A 23,084-nucleotide genomic window follows, 5' to 3' on the forward strand; every position below is an offset into this window, starting at 1 on the left:
CCGCGAGAGTGGAACAGACCCGAGGAGGACCCGATGCCGACCGCCGCCATCACCTGCCCCACCTGCCGCAGCCAGCTACACCTAACCCTCGAGCCAACCCCTTATCCACAGCCTTACCCACAACCCCACCTCCCCGCCCCACCCCACCTCGGCATCACCACCTCCCCCCACCCGCGCCTCCCACCACCACGCCCGCTTCGGCGGCCGCCACCAGGCCCGGTCCCGTGCCTCCTACCGGGCCTGCCTCGGTACCTCCCGTACCCCCGACCGGCCCTGCTCCCACGCCCCCCACCGGCCCTGCTCCTGCCTTCCCGCCCACGCCCGCTCCCATGCCACCCACCGGACCGGCTTCGGTACCTCCGGCCACGCCAACTCCCTCACCGCCCACCGGACCTGCTCCGCTGCCCCCGGCCGTGCCTGACTCTGCGCCTTTCGGGTTTGGCGCGCCGTCCCATCTGCCGCCTGTTGCGGCGCGGGTGACCCGGCCGCCCTCCGGCACCCGCCCCCGCTACCAATCCACCTTCAGCGCCCCGGTCCCACTCCCCCAGCCACCCACCCCGAGCCCTTCCAGGCTCCGCCGCCTCAGCCCGCAAGCCACCCTCCTCACCCTCGGCGTACTCCTCCTACTGGCCGCAGGCGTCACCTTCCTCGCCGTCAACTGGCGCAACCTCCCCGTCCCCGCCCAGGCCGCGATCGTCGGCACCCTCGCCGCCCTCGCCTTCACCGGCTCAGTCCCCGCAAGCCGCCGTACCCTCACCGGCACCGCCGAAGCCCTGGCCATCCTCGGCACCGGCCTACTCACCGTCGACCTGTACGGCGCCCGCGCCCTAGGCCTGATCCCACCGACAACCATCGACACCTTTACCTACAGCGCGGTCGTCTTCACCACCATCGCCGTACTCGCCCTCGCAATGACCCGCCTGGCCCCCAAGGTCGTCACGTACGGCGTCAGCACAGTCATCGCCGCCCAACTCCCGATCCCCCTCGTCCTCGTCGACCGCACGAGCCTCCCGGTCCTCCTCGGCGCGCTCCTCCCCCAGGTCGTCGCCACCCTCGTCCTGTCCGCGAAGGGCACCCCGATCGTCCGCCGTACCGGATCCATCGCCGCGGCCGTCGTCTTCAGCGGCGTCCTGGTCGCCGGCATGACCCGCACCCTCCTCGGCCTCCTCACAACCACCACCAACCTGACCACCACGACCGCCACCGCAACCGTCGTCTGCCTCGCCGCCGCAACCGGCATCGCCATCCTCCGCAAACGCCCGCTCCCCGCCGTGATCCCCGCTGGACTGGGCGAATGCATCTGCGCCGCCTCCGCAGCCTTCGCGGTCGCCACCACACTCCCCCAACTCCCCGGACCAAGCCGCTGGTTCACCACAGCCCTCGCCACCGCCCTGGCAATCACCGAGCTCGTCGCAGGCCGCCGTACCGGCAGACTCGCCGTCGTCCTTCACGCCGCGACCATCACCATCGCCGCCGTCGACCTCGCGTACTGCCTCGCAACCGAAGACATCCGCCAACTCGGCTACCTCGCCGCGATCCTCTCCGTACTGGCCGTCCTCGCCGCCGTCCGCAAGCTCACCGACCCGGTTCCCACCGCTGCCGTCGCCAGCCTGAGCGCCCAGTTCGCGATCGTCCTGTTCGCGTTCGACGGGTACGTCGGGACGTGGCCGGCCGCCGTCGCACTCGCCGTCGTCGCCGCGATCGGCATCGCCGTCACCTGCGGGTACGTCGGGACGCCGCTGGAGCCGGCCCTCCTCACCACGGCCGCCTGCGCCGCGGTACTGGCCGAGATCGCCGCCGTGGCAGCCTCCCCGTACACCGCGACCGGCGTGGTCCTGACCGTCGTCGCCGCCCCGTTGATTGCCTACGGCATGAACCCTGCGCGCCGCCCCGCGCTCCTCCAGGCCGCGCTGCTCCTCGTTGTCGCCAACACCGCGTTCATGCTCGGCGCCGACGCCCGCACCCTCGAGTGGTACACGATCCCGCCCACCCTGGTCCTGCTCGCCGTCGGCATCGTTGCCTGGCGCAACCAACCGAGTTGGGTCTTCCTAGGTCCCGGCCTCCTGCTCGGCCTGGCCCCCTCCGCCCTGATCGCCGACACCACCGACAACTGGCTCCGCGCCACCCTGGTCGTAGCCGCCGCCGTCCTCCTGATCCTCATCGCCGTCCGCCACTCCCTCCAAGCCCCCTTCATCATCGGAGCCGCCGCCGTAGCCAAAATCGGCATCGCCCAGTTCCTCGAAGTAGCCCCTTGATCCCCCGCTGGATAACCCTCGCCACCGCCGGCCTGATCCTCCTCACCACCGGAGCCACCTACGAACGCCGCCTAACCCAAGCCAAACAAGCCACCCACTGGATCAGCTCCCTTCGCTAACAAGCGCTCGTCCCAGGGCACGACACTCGGCAGCCGGTCGCCGTTCTGCCAATTGGCGGATACTGAGATCTCAGGCAACTGCTGCACCGGGGGCACCATGTCTGGCGATCACTTCCTGCCATCAGAGGCCAAAGCGCTCGTCTACGACTTCACCGTGCTCCGGAAGAACCAAGGACTGAAACAGTCCCGCCTGACCGAGGACCGCGCCGGCAACCTGCTCGCATCCCGGGCGGTCCGCGACTACATGGCGAAACACGGCGTCGGCGACCCTGCGGCCGCCGCGATCCAGGTGGTCATCGACGCCGTGCGCCAACTCTCGGTCCCCTCCGACCAGATCGTCGCCGACGCCGTCCTCGGCCTCGGCCTCTTCCTGACCGAGTACACCGACCAACACGTCCAACTGCCGGTGATCCGGACCCTCGAGACGGCCGACCTGGGCGACCGGCGGGACTCGTTGCGCAACCACTGGCACCACCTGCACGAGGCCGTCGGCGCCTCCGCGCCCGAAACACCTGGCGACCGCTTTCTCCGCGACACGATCGAGCCGCGAATCTTCCGCGACCTGGCCATGCTGATCACCGGATCCGCCGACGAACACTCCCAGGCCGGCCCGATCACCACCGCACCCAGGACACTGTCCGAAGGCGCTCGTACGTCGTCGCCGGGCAGGGTCGTGGTCGTCGGCGGCGTCGCGATGGATCACGTCTTCCACAGTGACGCCGTACCGCTGCCCGAGACGTCCGTCCGGGCGACCGACCACGTCCGATCACCTGGCGGCAAGGGGCTGAGCCAGGCGGTCGCGGCCGCTCGCCTCGGTCTGGAGGTCGCGCTCGTCGCCGCCTGCGCCGATGACGAGGACGGTACGACGATCAAGCGGTACCTGGAGGACGAGCGCGTCGACACCTCGATGATGAAGATCGTCCGCAACGAGACGACGCCACAGACCGCGGTCATCGAGTTCCCGGACGCGGAGAGCGCCGCGGTCGTGTGGCACAACGAGAACGCGGTCAGCCTGACCACGCAGGACGTCCATCAACATCGCGCCGCGCTCGCGGCCTCCGACGCCGTACTGCTGACGTTCGAGATCCCGCAAGACGTGCTGTCCAGCACACTGCACCTCGTCACCGGACTAGGCCCGGAGCGGCCGGTTACCGTCGTCACTCCCGGGCAGCCGTACGACACCGGCCCGCCGTCCGGCCAGGCATTCGCGCAGATCGACTACCTGGTCGCCCACAGCTGGGAACTACGACGGCTCAGCTACTACACCCCCGGCAGACAAGCCTCGAACCACCTCGGCGAGAGCTTCCTCCGGCTGGGCGTGAAGTCGGTGTGCGTCCTGGGCAACCGCGGCGGAACGATCTACTCCCAGAACGCGCCCCAGCGATCCATTACTCCGCCACCGTCGATGCTGAAAGAGTCCTCGATCACCAGAGACCTCTTCTGCGCCGCCCTCGTCGCCCGACTCGTCGAGGACCGCTCCCTCACCGACGACGCCGTCCGCTGGGCAACAGCCGCCATGGCCAGCTTCACCGAGGACTACGCGAACGCCCGCACCTTCCCCGACCGCAACCGCATAGAACAAATGCTCAGAGCTTTCCCCGGCGAAGCCTGGCGATGACTCCAACTCTCCCTTGGCGGGTCAGATGTCCGATCAATTCACCGCGCGATCACCCGAGGTAGCTCCCCTCGTCTCGGTGTTCGTCGCCCTGCGCAAGAACGAGGGCATGACCGTGCAGCGGCTCGCGAGCGGCCGGGCGCAGCCCCTCCTTCACCTACCGGCGGTGCGCGATCGAGCTGCACGCACCGGTGCAGACTCGACTGTCGTGGCCGTCGAACTGGTGCGGGATCAGGTGCGCAGCTTGGACAGCCCGACCGACCGGATCATCGCCGACGCGGCCCTCGGACTGGGCAGCTTTGCCGACGTGTACCGGACTGCCGGTGTCGCGGCCGGAGTCCTCCACAAGCTCGAATCCGGCGATCTGGGCGTCAGACGTGCGGTTGTGCTGTCGCAGTGGGTCGATCTTCATCGCGCAGTTGCGGGACCGGACCTTGCCGGCGTACCCGAAGCGCCGAGCGATCGCAGTCTCCGCGGGCGCGCCGAAGACGAGGTGTTCGAGCGGCTCGCCGTCCAACTACTCAATGCACCGCCTTCCCACATCGCAGCCCCGGCATCTGATCTCACGGCGACCGCTCCACGCGTGTCCGGAGCACCTCCCAGGCCAACAGGGCGGGTGGTCGTGGTCGGCGGGGTCACGATCGACCATGTCTGGCGGGTCGACCGTCCGCCCGACCTGGAGACCTCGCGGATCGCCACCGGCTACAGCAGATCTCCGGGCGGCAAGGGCCTCAGCCAAGCGGTTGCTGTGGCTCGTCTCGGTTTCGACGTTGCTCTGGTCACCGCGGTCGGGAAGGATCGCGAAGGCCAGGAGATCCTCGATCATCTGGAGCTCGAGGGCGTCGACCGGTCCATGATCAGGGCTGTGCCCAACTCGACAACGCCGGCCACGGGCATCTTCGAGCGACCGTTCGGCGAGAGCGCGGCAGCTGTCTGGCGCGGTTCCTTGGAGCTGGACGGCCGCCACCTGGACCGGCATGCCAAGGCCTTGTCGAGCTGCGGCGCTCTTCTGCTGACCTTCGAGGTGCCGCTGCCCGTCCTGCAACGAACGCTGGACCTGGCCGTGAGCAGGTCCGGAGACCGTCCCCTGATCATCGTCACGCCGGGTCAGCCGTACCCGGACGCCGAGCTGACGCGGGACGCGTTGGGCCAGATCGACTACCTTGTCGCGCGTCCTTGGGAGCTGGAACGCTATGCCCGATCGGCGGACGCACGGTACGACCCACAACTGATCAGCAACGAACTCCTGAAGCATGGCCTGAAGGCTCTGTGCGTGCTCGGTACGCGAGGCGGCACCGTCTACCTGTCGGCCGGCGACTCGATCGACATCCCCTCGACGTCCTCGGTCATCAAGGAGTCGTCGATCACGCGTGACGCGTTCTGCGCCGCCCTGGCCACCGGCCTGATCGAACAGCGCCCCCTCCCCGACGCCGTCCGCTGGGCCGCAGCCGCGATGGCCGCCGTCTCCGCGGACTACCTCAAGTCCCCATCACCCCCACTCCGCGCCCGCGTCGACGCCATGTACCAGAAGTACTTCGCCTGAGCCCACTTGCCGATTGGCAGCCAAGCTCCGCGCTGACGCAGGTTGACGCCTTCGATCGCACCAATTGGCACGGCCGGTACCCCCGGCGCACCTGTTGTGACCTCGACGGGCGTCCCGGGTCGGTAACGATCACCCGCCCTTTGGCGGCGTGCAGCACGCGGGCCGCCGCCAAAGTGTCCGCGGCGGCCAAAAATACGTCGTTGACACCCAAATGTCGTGCGCTGCAATCAATGGTGAGACGAATTTCAAGCGGGGATCCGGGGGGATCCTTGGCAGCTGACCAGTAATACGAATGGTTGTGTGAAATTCAGAATCGAGACTCACCATGGCCGAAAGTCAAGCAGTTGCGCTGGTGTTCATCGTCGTCATCGCGTACTACCTCGTCAGCTACTGGAGAAAGCTGATTGCCTTCCTGGCTGTCGTCCTGCTGTCCGTCTTCGGGTTCGGGATCTTCACGCTGGCCCAGATCGTCAAGGGCGACGACCCGCCGACCGATGGCGACCAGGTCGTGAAGACCGAGACCACCACTCACCCACGCTGAGCGTTGGCCGCGGTTCGCCGCGGCCAACCACCGACAGGGGAGCACCGTGCACGCCACCATTTCACCCGACCGGCTCCAGATCGTCTTACTGCACATTCTCGAGCAATTTCGGTCGACCGGCGGCCTGAACTTTTCCCGCCTGCAATTCTGCGGGGCGGAGTTGGCTGCACCTCTGCTCGATCTGGCGGCGGTCCGACGCTATTCCGTGGTTCACGATGTCGCTCTCGACGCCGGCGCATTGGCAGTTGTCGGGCAGACTGCACGCGAACTGCGGCCGACGGACCAGATCGTCGTCGACGCGGCACTCGGCCTGGGGCTCCTGTCCGACCAGTACGCACGATCCGGCATCAGCCGGCTGACCATTCGGCAACTCGCGGACAGCGAACTCGGTCGGCGCCGCCACGCGCTCCTGGAGAACTGGCACGATCTGCACGAGGCGCTCGCGGACGTTCCCGATGTGTTGCCAATCGGCGCGGGTCCGAGTGAGAGCAGCCTCCGCGGCACGATCGAGCCCGCGGCCCTTCGATCGCTCGCCCGGCAACTGGTCCGCCGAGAGCACTACTCCGTCGGGTCCGCCAACAGTTCGCTGTCCTCCTCGCCGCGCACCGATCAAGAGCACGCCGGACGAATCCGCGGCAGGATCGTCGTCGTCGGCGCGGCCGTGATGGATGCGGTGTTCCGGATCAGGGAGCTTCCGCGCTGGGAGACATCGACCGAGGCGCACGACTTCACCTTCTCGCCCGGCGGTAAGGGCCTGACCCAGGCCGTCGCGGCGGCACGGCTCGGCCACCGTGTCTCGCTGGTCGCGGCCATCGCCGACGACCGGTACGGCACGGAGATCGTCAACCACCTTCGTGCCAACGACGTCGACACCTCGCTACTGAAGATCGTGCCTGGTGCGGCCACGCCGTTCACCGGCGTACTCGAGATGAGCCTCGGCGACAGCCTCGCGACCTACTGGCGCAACGAACAGGAGGTTCGGCTCGATCCGTGGGACTGCGACGAACTCGTCGCGGAACTCGTCGGCTGCGACGCCGTACTGATGACGTTCGAGGTCCCTCGTGAGACCGTCGAGTACAACCTCGCATTGTTGCGGGACGCCGGCGACGCCGGACCGTTGACGATCGTCACTGCCGCCCAACCGTATGCCGGCGCGACCGTCGGCCCCGACGCGCTCGGCCGGATCGACTACGTCGTCGCAGATCCGTCGGAGCTCCAGCACCTGAGGGGCACCAACCCGCAGCAGTTCGACCCCGACCCGGCCGCGCGGGAGCTCCTGGAGCGAGGGGTCGGATCGGTGTGCCTGTTGCTCAGAGGTGGGTGCACGATGTACTCACAGTCGGCCGAGGACGTTGCGCAGGCTCCCGTCCTTGCCTCGATCTACAAAGAGTCCGCAACGGCCCGCGACGCGTTCTGCGCCGCGTTGGCCGACGAGCTGATCCAGAGCGGCCGGCGGTTCTCTTCTCGCGCGACCAACTGGGCGTCGGCTGCGATGTCATGCGCCATCGCCGACTACCCACTCAGGATCTCGTTGCCGTCACCGGAACGCATCGAAACAATGCTGGCTCGCTTCAGGTCGCCGGTCTAGCTCAGTCGCTATCGGCGCAGACGGTGCAAACCGGCTGTCGGAACCGGCTCGGTAACACCTCTGATGCGCCAGCCGTAGATCGACGAGTCGAGCAGCTCAGCCCTGCTCATCTCGAGTCTGACTCCCAGTCGCTCACGGAGGTCGTCCCGGTTGGTTGTCCCGAACTGCTGGCGTAGTTGTCGCGGGCTGACGTACTGCCGGTTGAGGTACAGGTACGGGCGAGGCCTGACGCGTAGCCATTCCTGCCAATTGGCAGCACGGTAGCTCGTTCCGGTGAATCCCATGTTGGGGTCCACCGTCGTCACCAGAAGCTTCGCGTCGCGCCGCTCGCGCCGGAACCAACGCCGTACCTGCGCCAACAGCCTGGAGATCGCGTTGTAGGGAGCAACCTGGAACGAGTAGACCCGCGAGATGTCCCAGACCTCCTGCGGCGCAACGCCGTACCGTTGCTCGAGCGCGCTACCCAGCCGCCGCCAGTCCAACGGCGTCGCACTGCACAGCGCAACAGGCAGACCGCTCACCTCGTCCACCAACGCGAAGTTCACCGAACCCGGCCGTGCGCTCCTGAGGTAGTGCAGATGGGTGAAGATCGCGAACGCCTTCTCGTCGTCGTACACAACGAATCGCAGGTCATCCAGGTCGCTCACTTGCCTAGGCACCAGAGCTCGAACCGCGGCGATATCAGCAGACAGACCGCGCGCGCTACGGTTGATCTCAGCTAAAGCGAGTCGCCTGCCAACAATCCCGTCGGGCCGAGCAACGCGCGGTAGATGCAACCGGGTCCGCACGGCGAGAGTGCGCGCGTCAACACTGCGGGCTTCCGCAACTTTGCGCACAACCTCCAGAAACGAAGACTGTGCTTGTCGGCATTCGGCCAGCACCAAACCTACCGGGAGAAGTGCGACCAGATCATCCGTGGCGCCCACAAGTCGCGCTGTCTCCTGTTCCAATTAGGCCTGCACCTAACGGATACCCATCATACGCAGTGGACAGCACCTGGCCCCAGTGCCAACAAGGCGCTGTCCAGCTTCTGTAGCCGCGCATGGACCGGATCATCGGCCAAGTCTTCTACCGACATTCGTTGGCTCGCACGGTACTCGACCGACCAAAAAGCCGTGATCTGCTCGAACGTATCGCAGATGACAGGCAAGCCGAGAAAATACTCGGACTGGTCACACGTAACGTCAACCACCAAGCGTTGCCTGTCCTGTGGATCGCCTAGTTCTAGCCAACAGTGGTCGGCGAGTCTGATGTCTTGACTCTTTGCCGAGTAGACGGCGCCATAGCAGTACGAGACGCGACCGAGCGCCTCTCGCGCGAGAACCTTCGACAGCCACGCAGAACTCACACCGCACTGGCCTGCCGAGGGCCGCCGTGGCCAGGCGTTCAGCCCTAGGTAGCTCTCATAGATCGTCTCGTCAGACCACACCTTGGCTAGCTGAAACCGATAGTCCATAACCTGCGGCGTGAGGTAACGAAGCGCGATCACAGGCGCGCCTAGCACGTCACCTTGAATCACCAGCGGATCGTAGCACCGGGCGCTTCAAGGTGGCCGACGGGTGAGACTGGACTCGCCGATGAGGCTCTCAGGCGAGTGCCGGCTAGATAACCTCCGCATTCGCCAGCGGGTTGGGAATCGTTCCGGTTGTTGGGATGGGTGGACGCGTCGCTAGGTCGGTGTAGCCGAGGGTTAGGCGGTAGCCGTTGAGGGGGTAGCGGAGGAAGGTTTTGGCGGTTAGGGCGGTGGCTTTGAGGCGGTCTGTGTGTTCGGGGTGGGCCTCGGTGTAGAGGTCTACTTCGGCGCGGGTTAGGGACCAGAAGGTGGTCTCGGGGATCAGGTGTTGGGCGGAGAGGGGGTTGAGGACGCCTAGGAGGAGGGCGTCGACCACGTATTGGCGGAGGATGGGCCAGGGTTTGCGGGGTAGGACTCGGGTGTGGGCGTCGGGTTCGGGGCCTCGGGCAACTATGGGGGTGGTGGAGATGTTGATGTCGTCGACGAGGTCCTTGATGACCAGGCGGGTGGGGAGGCCGGCCGGGGAGCAGATGACGGCGAGGTTCTCACCATGGGGGTTGACGGTGATGCCGTAGTGGTGGAGGAGGTGGAGCAGCGGGCGCAGGAGGGTGGCGAGGAGGTGGCTCAGCCAGGTTTGGGGGTCGGTGCCGGAGCGGGTGATGGCGGCGTCGGCGAAGCCGGGGTGGAGTACGGCGGCCAGTGGCCAGACTGTTTCGCCGTCGGCCAGGCGGGGGTCGATGGGGTCTCGCCAGATGACGCCGAGGGTTTCGGTCCATTGGTACGGGATGCCGGGCGCCGTGGAGAGTTGGGGGTGGGGGACGGTGACCGAGGCGACTTCGCCGAGGAGTTCGGTGCCCAGCTGCTGGAAGAGCTCGTCGCGGGACCAGAGGCCTCGGAGCCATTGGGTGATCATGGGGGCGGCGAGGGTGCAGTGAGGCGGGATGCCGCGGTAGACCGAGGTGTTGAGGATCTTCAGGGGGAGCTTGACCTGGTAGCGGGACGGGTTCGAGATGTTGACCATCGTGCGGATGGACTGGGTGGGGAGGTACTCGTCGGGGGACTCCCCCAGGACGACGATCTCGCCGGTGGCCAGTTCGCGGGACCACTGGGTGCGGATGACGTGGTCGAGTTGCCAGGGGTGGCACGGGAGCCAGACGTAGGCGTCGGGATCGTCGAGTTGCTCGCGGAACGCCGATACGGTGGCCGGGTCCAGTTCGCGGGTGATGACGGCGTGTTCGGAGAGGTCCGGGGTGCCGCGGAATTCGGCCAGGCCCCGGCGTACGGCCAGCCAGACCAGACGCAGCGGCGTACGCGCCTCAGGTGCGTACCGCGAACTGTCCGCCGCGGAGAACCCCAGACGGCCTTTGTTGGCGACGAGAAGCGGATGCCCGGTCAGATGACCTTCCAGCCGGCTGTGATGCAGGTCGAGCAACTCGGCAGCGGGCACGGCCGTCGAGGCCATGCGTACGTCGGCCGCGAGCGTGCTCGTCAGCTCCGCGACATACCCGGCCACCGTGGACCCGTCGACCCCGAGTACGTCTGCAGCGTCGACGAAGAACTGGATCGGATCGGTGGCGGCCTCGCTCTCGTCGTTGCCGAGGATCCCGGCCGTGGTCCGCCGGATCGACGCCGGATCGACCCGCCAGCTGCCGAACCCGCCGCGCGTCGCCTCGAACGTGTAGGACACCGCACCGAGGTCGAGCCGGTTGTCGACCGGCTCCAGCAGACCCTCCGTGCAGAACTGGGAGATCAGCTTCGCCAGCAGCTCCGACGAACACTGCGTCCAGACGCTCATCCCGGGATCGCAAACGTCGTGTACGCGGTGGACTTGGGCAACCGGAACACCTCTCGGCCGGCCACGCTGTTCAGGATCGTCGCGTTGCGGACCGCCCCGATACCCAGGTCCGGCGCAGCGACGCCGTGACTGTGCAGGTCGGCGTTGGCCACGAACAGACGCCCCTCCAAACCACCCCGCACACTGTGGTCCCGGTTGATGACCCAGCGACCGGCGGCGTCGTGGTCGATCTGCGAAAGCAGCCCAGCCATGAAAGGCAGCGGCCGGTTCCGGTAGCCAGTGGCCGCGACAACAGCACCTGTCGTGTGCTGGAAGGTCTTCCCACTGTCCGCGTGCAGCATGGTCAGCTCGAGACCGTCAGCACGCGCCACCGCGGCCACGACGCCCACGCCGACCTGCAGTTCAGCGGGTGCAGCGCTCAGGTCCCGCGCGTACAGGAGGTCGTGGATCTCCTCGAGGGTCTCCGACGAGATGCCCTTGTAGTGGCGCCACTGGTCCTTCACCAGCTGGTCACGCACCCGCTCGTCCAGTGCATGGAAGTAGTCGACGTACGACGGCGTCGTCATCTCCAGCACGAGCTTCGAGTAGTCGAGAGGCGTGAAGGCCGCCGTACGGGTCAGCCACGACACTGCCGGACCGTCCGCGCGGAGCAGATCCAAGAAGCACTCAGCACCCGACTGTCCCGAGCCAACCACCGTCACGTGGCCTGTGCGCAGCAGGTCATCCCGCCGGAACAAATAGTCGGCAGAGTGTGTGAACCGCTCAGCAGGCAGCCCAGCCAGCGCAGCAGGTACGGACGGCTCGGTGCCGACGCCAACAACTAGATGCCGGGCCTCGAACCGCGAGACGACCGAGCCGCGCTCCACAGTGAGCTCGAACGACGACCCGTTCCAGACCGCCTCGCGCACGTGGTGACCGAAGTGCAGCGAGTCCAGCTGCGCGGCACACCACCGCAGGTACGTCTCGTACTCTCGCCGCGTCGGATGGAACTTCTCCCGCACATAGAACTGGTACAGCCGGTCGCTGTCCTTCAAGAAGGACAGGAACGACAGGTGATGCGCGGGCTCCACCAGACTCACCAGGTCCGCCAGGAACGACACCTGCAGCATCGCGTCCTCGAACATCAACCCGCGGTGCCAGGTGAACTCGGGCCGGCTGTCGAGCACAGCCAGCCGTACGTCGTCCACACCGTCCGCCAGCGCGGCCAGACCCAGGTTGAACGGCCCGCAGCCGATCGCGATCACGTCGTACATGTCATGCCTCCCTGCACGGCCCGGGTACGGACCATCAGTAGTGCTGTCTTCTCGGGCAGCTGTAGCTCCCCGCGCTGGACGAACCCGGCCGCGGCAAACGCCCGGACGGACGGGATGTTCTCGATGTCCGGTTCAGCCACAACCTGCGAGCAGCCTGGGTCCGCCTGCAGCACCACAGCAGCTAGCGAACGCAGCAGCTCTCGCCCGAGTCCCTGTCCGACGCGCGTGACGTCACCGATCGCCACGTGCACGCCCCAGTCGTCCTCGCCGTACGCGTAGTACTCCGCCAGGCGGTCGTGCCGGACCCGGTACAACTCGACGTAAGCGAACTCCTCCCCGTCGACTGCGACCAGGTACGGCGTGGAGTGCTCCCCCGCGCTCTGCTGCTCGATCTCCTGGGCCCAGCGCTCAACCGACCAGCCCTGATGCCACCAGCGAGCAATGTGCGGCTGCGACATCCAGAGCGCGATCCGTGGCGCGTCGGACGGGTCGGCCGCGCGCAGTTCGAACGACGTCACCGCAGCGGGTTGGGGATGTCGAGATAGACGGACTGTGCGTCCAGTGGTGCCACTACCTCGTCAATGCCACGCAGTCGGGTCAGCATGTTCGCCTTGCACGGCAGGGTCTCCGCTTCGAGCCAACGGCGAGCCAACCGGTCTCCGTCCGGTCCGGCAGCCTTCAGCAACGGCAGCGCGACCGTCAGCCGCTCCCGCACCACACCGAGCAGCTCACTCTCGTCCGCGACCCCGTCCGCCGCCAGACACCCGACCACGGCCAGCGCCTGGTTGTGCAGCAGGTAGTAGGTAAGCCGGTCGTCGACGATCGGGTCGTCCACCACCGCCAGGGTCGAGTCACGCAGTCCAGTGACCCCGAGCAGGCCCCGCAGGTACGACGACGCGAGGTAGTACCCCTGGTTGTCGCGGTACGCCCCACCGTTGATCCGCCCTGCGCCGTCAAGACGTACCAGCGTGTTCTGCTGATGCGCCTCGAGGCCGATGCCCGTCTCGGCGTACAGATGCAGCATCGGGATCAACACGTTGTCGATGTACGCCGCCGTCCAGCCCGCAGGATCGTCGGCGGCATAAGCGCTCAGGCGGCTCACACCACCGGGACGCGGCGCGACCAGACCGGCCAGACAGGCATAGCTGTTGACGTCGGCGGGCACTTCGCGGACCGCGACGTCAAGACCGGTCAGTGTCGGTCCACCTTCGTCGAGAGCCACCCACGCCGGGTCGCGGACGATCCTGAAACGCGGGTGCGCGGTCGCCGTTCCCGCGTTGTACGCCGCGTCGAGCAGCCGGTTGATCTCCAGCCCGCGGCGTAGCTCGGTGGGCGTCGACTCCCGGCGCGAGTTCGTGATCCGCAGCCCGAGGGACAGCTTCAGCATCACCGGCAGGTCCGGGTGGAACACCGTCCGCAGACTCGACGTCGGGTACCACTGGGCGCCGGCAGGACCCAAAGCCTTCACCCTGCCGGCAGAGATCAGCGAGGCGACCCGTGGGCGCGCGGCCACGGCGGCCGCCTGCCACGGATGGGCCGGGATCAGCACCCGGCCCGACGACGGCGTGATACCGGCCAGCGCGCCCATCAGCTGCACAGCGTCCAGTCCCTGCAGCGAGGGCGCGCCGGCCACCTGGTCCGACGACACCAGCTCGGCGTCGGCTTCGAACCAGTGCACTGCGAAGCGGCCGCCGAGCTCCGGCGAGTACGCCGCCAGCTCTTCACCGCTCAGTCCGTCCCGGCTCTTCGGCGCCGGGTGGTTCAGATGCCCGAACAACAACGCCTGCTCGAACTCGAGGAAGCGCCCCGGCCCCCGCGCGCCGTCGGCCTGGTCGACGAACAGCGACACGTTCCGCACCGACTCGGCCGTCCGCGCCGCCAGGTCGTCGATCTCGGCCGGATCCGCGTCCGCGGACAGCAACCGCACGAGCTCCTCCGGCGCCGGCGGTACGCCGTCCACGCGGACGTCGCTGAACTGGTGCAGCCCCGTCCGCGACGCGTGTTCGACCCGCGCTGTCACGGTCGACTCGCCGGCCGGAAACGTCAACGGCCCGACGGCGACCGGTACGGCCGACTCCCTGGTATAACACCGCAGGATCGCATTCAAGTGCGCATCGACCGCAATACTCACGCCGCTCCCTCGCCGGTCAGGACGTCGAGGCCGGTGGCCACGACCTGGTCGAGCAGGTCCTCGATGTCCGTCGCGGTGGCGTTCGGGTTCAGCAGCGTCAGCTTCAACGCGACCGCCGCCGGGCGGCCGCCGCGGGCCGGCAGCTTCGTCCGGCCGATCAGCACCCGACCCGACGTCAGCAACCGGCGCCGGACCTCACCCTGGAGAGCGTCCAACGAGCCCGCCTCCAGCCCCCGCCCGGCGACCCGGAACAGCACCGTGGTCAGGGTCACCGGCGCCAGCAGCTCCAAGTTGCTGTCGGCAACGACCCGGGCCGCGGCGGCGTGCGCGAGCTCGTGGCAGGTGTCGAGCATCGTTCCCAGTCCGGCCCGTCCGTATGCCGCCAGCGTGGTGGCAACCTTCACCGCATCCGGGCGGCGGGTGGTCTGCAGGCTGCGGCCGAGCAGCCCGTCCAGCCCCGAGTCGATGTCATCGGCCGGATTCAGGTAGTCGACAGAGCGGTCGAAGGCCGAGAACCGGGTCCGGTCCGCGACCAGCAGCACACTCGTCGCGGCCGGCTGCCAGCCGATCTTGTGCAGGTCCAGCGTCACCGAATCCGCGAGCGCCACGTCGGCGAGCAGCGGTGCGAGGCGGTCGGAGAACAGGGCCCCGAAGCCGTACGCCGCGTCGACGTGCAGCCAGGCGCCGTACTGCCGGGCCAGCTCGGCGATCGGCGCGATCGGGTCCACCGAGCCGAAGTCCGTCGTACCCGCCGTCGCGATCACCGCCACCGGCGTCCGGCCGGGCTTGGCGAGCTCGGCGGCGAGGACGTCGGTCCGCATCCGGAAGTTCTCGTCGGAGGCGATCGTGATCGCGGCCTGCTCGCCGAGCCCGAGCGCGGCACAGGCCCGCTGGACGGAGAAGTGCGCGAGCTCGGAACAGAACACGACCGGCCGATCGAGACCGTGCAGGCCGTTGCGCCGTACGTCGACCCCGGCCGCGGCGGCCGCGCTGTCGCGCGCGATCAGGACCGCCAGCAGGTTCGAGATCGAGCCGCCGGGCGTCAGTACGCCGTCCGCGCGCGGGCCGAATCCGGCCAGCGAGGCGAGCGACTTCACGACCCACTGCTCGATCGCGAGCGTCGCGGGCCCGGAGTCGTACGTGTCCATCGAGGCGTTCGAGGCCGACGCCAGCGCGTCCGCGTCGACCGCCACCTGCAGGACCGGCGGCTGCAGGTGCGCCGCGGCGTGCGGGTGGCTGAGGTCGATGCCGTGCTCGGCGAGCAGTCCCGCGATCAGGTCGAGCGCCGCAGACTCCCCCATGCCGGTCGACGGCACCCGCGGCTCGCCCAGCACCTCGGCGGCGCGCCGCAGCACCGCTCCCGGCGAGCCGTGCGGCAACGGTCCACGCTCACGGTCCGGCACCGTCGAGGCCAGCGGCCAACGCGCGGCGAACGGATCGCGAACGGGTGCGGGCGGCACTGTCGGCACGGTCACGGCGGACAGACGCGCGGGCTGCGACATCCAGATCTCCCGGGAAGTTGTCGAGTAAGGCAACCCTTACTAAGGCAGCCCTAACTTTTGCCCGCCGCACTCACCGTGTCAACTCGACCACGGCCGGAGTGGGAATCCTCACGATCCAGGCAACGCGACGCCCGCCCACCGCGTCTCACTCGCCAAGGGGGTGGGTCATGACGAGTGTTCGTGGCATCCTGATCCGCGGTGCGATGCAGGCCGTGGCGGTGCTCGCCGTGCTCGCGGGCGCGATTACCTGGCTGGCCGGCTGGCGCTACGGGCACGGCCTGGTCACGCTGGGGCTGCTCCTCTACGTCGCCACGTTCTTCACCCGGCAGATGAGCTTCAGCCGGTCCTGGGGCGTGCTGGCGATGCGTCAGGCCGAGCAGGCCTCCGGCGACGAGGCGCTGGAGCACGTGGCCAGCGCCGTGCGCGCCTTCCGGAAACTCGCGGGCCGTCGACCGGCGGAGTCCTGGCGCCTGGCTCTCGCGCTCGACGAGCAGTGGGACCTGCTGAACGCGCAGGACAAGCACGAGCAAGCTCTCCCGGTCGTCGAGGAGGCCGTTGAGACCTGGCGGGGCGTCGTGATCGACCAACCTGCGTACCGCACGAACCTGGCGCGGGCGCTCAACCACGCCGGCTTCACCCTCGGCGAGCTGGACCGCGAGGACGAGGCGATCCCGTACACCGAAGAGGCCATCGTGCTCAATCGGGCCTTGATGGCCAACCACGAGAAGCACCTGGCGCAGAACCTCGCGAACCTGGTCGTCTCCCTGCACGACCGCGACCACTGGGAGCGATCCCTGCCGGTCGCCGAGGAGGCGCTCGCGACGTACCGGCGGCTGCTGCCGGACAACCCGGACCTCCTCGTCCGCGCCGCCAGAACCGCGGAGGCGCTGGTCACGACCCAGGCGCGGCTGACGCTGGTCCCGGACGCGATCCGGACCGCCGAGGAGCAGATCGGGTACGAGCGAACGCTGGCGGCGGCCGATCCGGACCACACGGCCGTGCTCGCCGAGGCCGTTCGGCTCCTCGGCAGCCTGGCGATGACGGCCGACCGGATCGACGACGGGAAGCGCTGGTGGCTCGAGTCGATGGAGCTGTGGCGGCAACTGGCCCAGGACCGCGCGAAGCACCGCAGCGAATACGCCGCGGCGGCCAACATCATCGGGCACGGCTTCAGCTGCGTGGCCGAGCCCGACCAGTCGCTGGCGATCACGCATGAAGGACTCGCGGTACGGCGCGCGCTCGCGGCCGGCGATCCACGCCAGGCCGACAAGCTTCTGGGCGAACTCGGCCACGCGACCGTGACTGCCTGGCACTACCTCGACGACAGCGCGACCGCGGCGGAGTTCGCCGCCGAAGCGGTCACGGTCGCCCGGCAGCACCCTGACTCGGCCGCCCTGCTGGACACCGCCGATTATCTCCGCCGCGCCGAGTTCGTCAGCGAGGCGGAGACGATCGAGGCGCTTGCTCAGCGGCCGTAAGGAGTTCTGGTCAGGACGAAGGTGGCGACGTTCAGGTGGTCGATCGCGTCGCCGGTCCGGACGACGTGGAGTTTCTCGCCGGCGAGGTAGCCGTCGCGGCCCTGGTAGAGGTCGGGGCCGAGCGGGGACAAGCGCGTCGTGAGGCCGCCGGACAGCTGGAGGATGCCGGCCGTCGCGGAGATGGTGAGCGGCGTGTTGCCCCAGTACCAGTGGCCGAGCAGCTCGGCGCCCTGGGCCAGTGGTGGTTCCGGGATCCATTCCTGGGTGATTGGCGGCTCGTACTTCGCCAGGATCCGGACCAGGTCCGGTGCCAGCGAGGCCACCCGGCCGTACGTCGCGTTGCCCAGCGTGACCGCGCCGACGCGGCGGACCCGGTCGACGAACAGCCCGGCGAGGAAGCCCGGCATCGAGCCGGTGTGGCCGATCAGCAGCTGCGGGTCGTCCGCGATCAGTCGCAGGCCCAGCCCGTACGACGCGTTCAGCCCCTCCCGCGCGTCCGAGGCCACCGGCGTCGCCATCTCCTCGACCGAGTCCCGGCTCAGCACCTCGTGCACCGGGTCGATCCAGAACGCGGCGTACCGCGCCAGGTCCTCGATCGTGCTCCACAACTGCCCCGCCGGGGCCATAGCGCCGGAGTCGTACGACGGCTCCGGGTCGAGCTGCCCACTGAACGGATGCACCGAGAAGCCCTGCGCCGACCGGCCTTCCGGGAAGTACGTCGTACGCCGCATCTCGAGCGGATCGAGGACGCGTTCCTGCACCAGCTCCAGCCACGACGCCCCGCGCAGGCGCGCCACGATCTCGCCGAGCAGGCCGTACCCGAGGTTCGAGTAGTGGTGCCGGCGATCCGCGGGACCGGCCGCCTGCGAGTCGTTCATCGCCGCGGTCAGCTCGTCGAACGAGACCCCCGGATTCCGTTCCCACCAGGGCCCCTCGGGCTCGGCGTTCATCCCGCCGCTGTGCGCGAGCAGGTGCCGGACCGTCCGGTCCCCGAACGCGATCCCGGGCAGATGCTTGCCGACGGCATCGTTCAGCGTCAGCAACCCGTCGTCGCGGCACTGCATGACCAGCAGCGCCGTCATCGTCTTGGTGATCGAGCCGATCCGGTACTGCATGTCCGGGCCCGGCAACGCCCCGTCCGCCGTCGCGAACCGCCCGCGCGCCCCGGTCCACACCAGCGCACCGTCACGCACCACGCCGGCAGTCACCGACGGCAACCTCGACTCCCCCTGCGCCGCCGCGACCTCGGCGAACAGCGCCGCGGCGGTATCAGGACGTACGGACGTCACTCAAAGGCCTCCGGGGAGGGGCAGGAGCAGATCAGGTTGCGGTCGCCGTAGGCGCCGTCGATGCGGCGGACCGGGGGCCAGTACTTCGAGGTGCGGTCGACCGAGCGCGGGAACGCCGCCTCCTCGCGGGTGTAGGCGTGCTCCCACTTGTCGTTGATCACCGACTCGGCGGTGTGCGGCGCGTTCACCAGCGGGTTGTCGGCGGCAGGCCACTCCCCGGCGGCGACCCGGTCGATCTCGTGCCGGATCGCGATCATCGCGTCGCAGAACCGGTCCAGTTCGCCGAGGTCCTCGGACTCGGTCGGCTCGACCATCAGCGTGCCGGCCACCGGGAAGGACATCGTCGGGGCGTGGAACCCGTAGTCGATCAGCCGCTTCGCGACGTCGTCGACGGTGATGCCGGTCTCCTTCGTCATCGGCCGCAGGTCCAGGATGCACTCGTGCGCGACCAGGCCGTTCTCACCCGTGTACAGCACCGGGAACGCGCCCTCGAGCCGCTTCGCCACGTAGTTCGCGGTCAGCACCGCGGCCTTCGTCGCGGCGGTCAGTCCCTCGGCGCCCATCATCCGGATGTACGCCCAGGAGATGGCCAGCACGCCCGCGGAACCGAACGGCGCCGCGCTGATCGGACCGACACCGGACTCCGGGCCGGCCTGGTCGAGCAGCGGGTGGTTCGGCAGGTACGGCGCGAGGTGCGCCGCGACCGCGACCGGGCCGACGCCCGGGCCACCGCCGCCGTGCGGGATGCAGAACGTCTTGTGCAGGTTCAGGTGGCTGACGTCGCCGCCGAACTCGCCCGGCTTCGCGAGCCCGAGCAGGGCGTTCAGGTTCGCGCCGTCGACGTACACCTGGCCGCCGTGGTCGTGGACGATCCGGCAGACCTCGCGGACGCTCTCCTCGTACACACCGTGCGTCGACGGGTAGGTGATCATGATCGCGGCCAGCTTCTCCGCGTGCTCGGACGCCTTCGCGCGCAGGTCGTCCAGGTCGATCGTGCCGTCGTCGTTGCCCTTGACAACAACAACCTTCATACCGGCCATCACCGCGGACGCGGCGTTCGTGCCGTGCGCCGACGCCGGGATCAGGCAGACGTTGCGGTCCACCGAGCCCTGCGCGCGGTGGTAGCCGCGGATCGCGAGCAGGCCGGCCAGCTCACCCTGCGAGCCCGCGTTCGGCTGGATCGAGACCTTCGCGTACCCGGTGACCTCGGCCAGCCAGCGCTCCAGCTGACCGATCAGCTTCACGTAGCCGGCCGCGTCCTCGATCGGCGCGAGCGGGTGCAGGTCCGCGAACTCCGGCCAGGTGACCGGCTCCATCTCGGTGGTCGCGTTCAGCTTCATCGTGCACGAGCCGAGCGGGATCATGCCGCGGTCCAGCGCGTAGTCCATGTCGGACAGCTTGCGCAGGTACCGCAGCATCGCCGTCTCGGACCGGTGCGTGTTGAACACCGGGTGGGTCAGGTAGTCCGTGGTCCGCGGTACGGCGATCGCGGGCGCGCCGAGCGTGTCGTCGTACTGCGCCCCGGCGACACCGAAGGACTGGCAGACCCGGGTCAGTGTCGCGACGTCGGTCTTCTCGTCGCACGAGATGCCGACGTGGTCGGCGTCGACGAGCCGCAGCCAGATCCCGTTCTGCCGGGCGGCGTCCACCACGTCGGCGGCGCGGCCGGGGACCCGGGCGAGCACGGTGTCGAAGAAGTCGTCGTGCACGACCTCGACGCCGCCGGCCCGCAGCGAGGCGGCGAGCTTACCGGCGTACGAGTGCACGCGCTCGGCGATCGCCCGCAGCCCGTCCGGGCCGTGGTAGACGGCGTACATCGACGCGACCACCGCGAGCAGGACCTGCGCCGTACAGATGTTGGACGTCGCCTTCTCGCGACGGATGTGCTGCTCACGCGTCTGCAGCGCCAGCCGGTACGCCGGGGCGCCGTCGGCGTCGACCGAGACGCCGACCAGGCGACCGGGCAACGACCGCTCGAGGCCGGAGCGCACGGACATGAACCCGGCGTGCGGGCCGCCGTAGAACAGCGGGACGCCGAAGCGCTGCGACGAGCCGATCACGATGTCGGCGCCGGCCTCACCCGGCGCCTCGAGCACCGTCAGCGCGAGCAGGTCGGAGGCGACGGCGACCAGCGTGTCGCGCTCGTGCGCCGCCTCGATCAGCGGCTTCAGGTCGCGGACGGCGCCGTTGGAGCCCGGGTACTGCACCAGGAGGCCGAAGAAGTCACCCTCGGGCAGACCGTCGGTGGTGTCGGCGACGACGACCTCGATGCCCAGCGCCTCGGCGCGGGTCTGCACGACCGCGATCGTCTGCGCGAAGGTGTCGGCGTCGACCAGGAAGCGGTCGGACTTGCTCTTCTTGTTCGACCGGTGCGCCAGCGTCATCGCCTCGGCGGCCGCGGTGCCCTCGTCGAGCAGCGACGCGTTCGCGGTCGGCAGGCCGGTCAGGTCGGAGACCACGGTCTGGAAGTTCAGCAGCGCCTCGAGGCGGCCCTGGGAGATCTCCGGCTGGTACGGCGTGTACGCCGTGTACCAGGCCGGGTTCTCGACCAGGCGGCGGACGATCACCGACGGGGTGAAGGTGCCGTAGTACCCCTGGCCGATCATCGAGGTGGAGACGGTGTTGCGGGCGGCGAGCTGCCGGAGCTCGGTCAGCGCGTCGACCTCGGACGCGGGCTCGGGCAGCCGGAGCGGCTCGGCCGACCGGATCGAGGCCGGTACAGCGGCATCGACCAGCGCGTCGACGTCGGCGTACCCGAGAAGCTGCACCATGCGGGCGACCTCGTCCGGACGCGGACCGATGTGCCGGTCGGCGAAGATTGCAGAGAATTCGGTCATCAAGAGGCTCCGTTGCTGACGTGCTTCCGGTCGCCTCCCCCTCTGTCACACGTGTGCGCTCCAGAGTCGCCTGTGACACTCGGTCCATGGGCCTGAGAGGTTCCGGGGAGGAATTGCCCCTTCGGCGCCCGATGACACGGGACTCTCCCGAGTGCTGTGAACGGCTGAGTCGAGGCTACCAGGAATCCCCGACCGGTTCGGGCACCAGGCACCGCACGGACGCCCACACACCGCGGAGCGAGTCGGCAGTGAGTGGGCGCACAGGGGAAGTACTGAGTGTCAGCCCGTCATCCGGGCGCGGCGGCGGGCGGCGAGTTCGTCGCCGGAGTGGCCTTCGGAGTCGGTCTCGTCGTGGCCGTCGGCCCGCTCGGTCGGGAGCTCCGACAGCGAACCCTCGACCTCGCGCCAGACACCGCCGAGGGCGATGCCGAACACGCCCTGGCCGCCGGCCAGCAGGTCGATGACCTCGTCGGGCGACGTGCACATGTAGACCGACGCGCCGTCGCTCATCAGCGTGATCTGGGTCAGGTCGTCGAAACCGCGCTTGCTGAGGTGCGCGATCGCGGTCCGGATCTGCTGCAGCGAGATCCCGGCGTCCAGCAGCCGCTTGATCACTTTCAGCAACAGGACGTCACGGAAACCGTACAGCCGCTGCGTCCCCGAGCCGGTCGCCGGGCGCACGGACGGGGAGACCAGGCCGGTGCGGGCCCAGTAGTCGAGCTGCCGGTAGGTGATCCCGGCCGCGGCGCAGGCCGTCGGCCCCCGGAACCCGACGTCCTCCGGCATCGGCCGCAGGTCGTCGTCGAACAGCAGACCCTGGACGCCGGCGGTGGCTGTAGCGGCAGCCATGGCCTCTGCGTGCGCGTCGGACGTCGACTGCGCCGTCAGATCCGTGTCCCCGGTGCGTGTCACGCCTGAGCCTCCCTGGATACCGACTGGAACGAGTCATCTCCGTGGAGTGACACCACCCCACGACTCCTTCACGGTAAGCCGCCGCCCGAACCGGGTCAACGACAACCGCGTCGAGCCGCGAGCGTGTCGCGACCGTCGCACGAATCGTTACCTAGCCGCACTTGCACCATCCGGCCGCACCACGGCGGGCGCCGCGGTGTCAGCTCTTGTCGAAGTCCTCCGGGGTCACCTGGTCGAGGAACTCCCGGAACCGCTCGACCTCCTCTTCCTCCTCCACCTCGTCCGCGCCCTCGGTCTCGCTCTCCGGAACCGGGATGCCGGCCTCGGCGAGGATCTCGTCGGCGCAGAACACCGGCGTCCCGGTGCGCAGCGCGATCGCGATCGAGTCCGACGGCCGGGCCGAGATCTCGGTCTTGTCGTCGAACACCAGGATCGCCTCGAACACGCCGTCGGTCAGGTTCACGATCCGGACCTGGCTGAGCGTGTGCCCGAGCACCCGGATGGTCTCCGCGAACAGGTCGTGGGTCAGTGGCCGGGGCGGCTCCATGCCCTGCTGGGCGAAGGCGATCGCACTCGCCTCGGCAGCGCCGATCCAGATCGGCAGGTACCGCTCACCTCCGACTTCCTTGAGCAGCACGATCGGCTGACTCGAGGGCATCTCCACCCGGACTCCGACCACGTCGACTTCGCGCACCCCTTCAGCCTACTCCGAG

17 protein-coding genes and 1 riboswitch are annotated in these 23,084 nt (G+C 68.8%); of the genes, 6 read left to right on the forward strand and 11 right to left on the reverse strand.

Annotated elements, in window-relative coordinates; all coding sequences use genetic code 11:
* Window positions 1-476 precede the first annotated feature (476 nt).
* The 5 genes from ABZW60_RS22120 to ABZW60_RS22140 all read left to right on the forward strand — a co-directional run bounded on the left by ABZW60_RS22120 (window position 477) and on the right by ABZW60_RS22140 (window position 7,661).
* Complete coding sequence (locus tag ABZW60_RS22120; RefSeq protein WP_355479581.1) at window positions 477-2,255, forward strand: hypothetical protein; 1,779 nt, start codon at window positions 477-479, stop codon at window positions 2,253-2,255.
* 216 nt (window positions 2,256-2,471) lie between these two features.
* Entirely contained in the window at window positions 2,472-3,992 is a 1,521-nt protein-coding gene (locus ABZW60_RS22125; RefSeq protein WP_355479583.1) for a PfkB family carbohydrate kinase, read from the forward strand.
* A gap of 25 nt (window positions 3,993-4,017) precedes the next feature.
* Window positions 4,018-5,532, forward strand: a complete 1,515-nt coding sequence (locus tag ABZW60_RS22130) for a PfkB family carbohydrate kinase (protein ID WP_355479585.1) — start codon at window positions 4,018-4,020, stop codon at window positions 5,530-5,532.
* A 325-nt stretch (window positions 5,533-5,857) separates the two neighbouring features.
* Window positions 5,858-6,073 carry a hypothetical protein gene (locus tag ABZW60_RS22135; protein WP_355479586.1) on the forward strand — a complete coding sequence of 72 codons (216 nt, stop codon included), beginning with the start codon at window positions 5,858-5,860 and terminating at the stop codon, window positions 6,071-6,073.
* Between the two features lie 46 nt (window positions 6,074-6,119).
* The gene (locus ABZW60_RS22140) at window positions 6,120-7,661 is read left to right on the forward strand and encodes a PfkB family carbohydrate kinase (protein ID WP_355479588.1); all 1,542 of its coding nucleotides are present in this window, start codon (window positions 6,120-6,122) and stop codon (window positions 7,659-7,661) included.
* A gap of 8 nt (window positions 7,662-7,669) precedes the next feature.
* On the opposite strand, the gene ABZW60_RS22145 is transcribed toward ABZW60_RS22140, so the two are convergent.
* From ABZW60_RS22145 to ABZW60_RS22175, 7 genes are all read right to left on the reverse strand, one after another.
* Complete coding sequence (locus ABZW60_RS22145) at window positions 7,670-8,278, reverse strand: hypothetical protein (protein WP_355479590.1); 609 nt, start codon at window positions 8,276-8,278, stop codon at window positions 7,670-7,672.
* A gap of 359 nt (window positions 8,279-8,637) precedes the next feature.
* Window positions 8,638-9,180 carry a hypothetical protein gene (locus tag ABZW60_RS22150; protein WP_355479592.1) on the reverse strand — a complete coding sequence of 181 codons (543 nt, stop codon included), beginning with the start codon at window positions 9,178-9,180 and terminating at the stop codon, window positions 8,638-8,640.
* Between the two features lie 82 nt (window positions 9,181-9,262).
* Window positions 9,263-10,969 (reverse strand): IucA/IucC family protein, encoded by a 1,707-nt coding sequence (locus ABZW60_RS22155; RefSeq protein ID WP_355479593.1) that lies wholly within the window; start codon window positions 10,967-10,969, stop codon window positions 9,263-9,265.
* Window positions 10,966-12,222: a SidA/IucD/PvdA family monooxygenase gene (locus tag ABZW60_RS22160; RefSeq protein ID WP_355479595.1), complete on the reverse strand. Its 1,257-nt coding sequence runs from the start codon at window positions 12,220-12,222 to the stop codon at window positions 10,966-10,968. Before ABZW60_RS22160 ends, ABZW60_RS22155 begins: the two co-directional genes overlap by 4 nt.
* Window positions 12,210-12,740: a GNAT family N-acetyltransferase gene (locus ABZW60_RS22165; protein ID WP_355479597.1), complete on the reverse strand. Its 531-nt coding sequence runs from the start codon at window positions 12,738-12,740 to the stop codon at window positions 12,210-12,212. Before ABZW60_RS22165 ends, ABZW60_RS22160 begins: the two co-directional genes overlap by 13 nt.
* Window positions 12,737-14,353, reverse strand: a complete 1,617-nt coding sequence (locus ABZW60_RS22170) for an IucA/IucC family protein (protein ID WP_355479599.1) — start codon at window positions 14,351-14,353, stop codon at window positions 12,737-12,739. The genes ABZW60_RS22165 and ABZW60_RS22170 overlap by 4 nt, the downstream gene beginning before the upstream one ends.
* On the reverse strand, window positions 14,350-15,855 hold the full coding sequence (locus ABZW60_RS22175; RefSeq protein WP_355479601.1) for a pyridoxal-dependent decarboxylase: 1,506 nt from the start codon (window positions 15,853-15,855) through the stop codon (window positions 14,350-14,352). The genes ABZW60_RS22170 and ABZW60_RS22175 overlap by 4 nt, the downstream gene beginning before the upstream one ends.
* A 167-nt stretch (window positions 15,856-16,022) precedes the next feature.
* Between ABZW60_RS22175 and ABZW60_RS22180 the strand changes: the two genes are divergently transcribed.
* Window positions 16,023-17,333: a tetratricopeptide repeat protein gene (locus ABZW60_RS22180; protein WP_355479603.1), complete on the forward strand. Its 1,311-nt coding sequence runs from the start codon at window positions 16,023-16,025 to the stop codon at window positions 17,331-17,333.
* On the opposite strand, the gene ABZW60_RS22185 is transcribed toward ABZW60_RS22180, so the two are convergent.
* The 4 genes from ABZW60_RS22185 to ABZW60_RS22200 form a co-directional block, all read right to left on the reverse strand.
* On the reverse strand, window positions 17,321-18,622 hold the full coding sequence (locus ABZW60_RS22185; protein WP_355479604.1) for a serine hydrolase domain-containing protein: 1,302 nt from the start codon (window positions 18,620-18,622) through the stop codon (window positions 17,321-17,323). The genes ABZW60_RS22180 and ABZW60_RS22185 overlap by 13 nt on opposite strands.
* Window positions 18,619-21,459, reverse strand: a complete 2,841-nt coding sequence (gene gcvP, locus ABZW60_RS22190; protein ID WP_355479606.1) for an aminomethyl-transferring glycine dehydrogenase — start codon at window positions 21,457-21,459, stop codon at window positions 18,619-18,621. The genes ABZW60_RS22185 and gcvP overlap by 4 nt, the downstream gene beginning before the upstream one ends.
* 70 nt (window positions 21,460-21,529) lie before the next feature.
* A riboswitch (glycine riboswitch) is annotated at window positions 21,530-21,619 on the reverse strand.
* Window positions 21,620-21,738: 119 nt separating this feature from the next.
* On the reverse strand, window positions 21,739-22,308 hold the full coding sequence (locus tag ABZW60_RS22195; protein WP_355480494.1) for a MerR family transcriptional regulator: 570 nt from the start codon (window positions 22,306-22,308) through the stop codon (window positions 21,739-21,741).
* 262 nt (window positions 22,309-22,570) lie between these two features.
* A complete protein-coding gene (locus tag ABZW60_RS22200; RefSeq protein WP_355479608.1) occupies window positions 22,571-23,065 on the reverse strand; it encodes a bifunctional nuclease family protein in 495 nt (164 codons plus the stop codon).
* Between the last annotated feature and the right edge of the window lie 19 nt (window positions 23,066-23,084).

It is taken from the genome of Kribbella sp. NPDC003557 (assembly GCF_040610805.1).
GTDB lineage: Bacteria > Actinomycetota > Actinomycetes > Propionibacteriales > Kribbellaceae > Kribbella.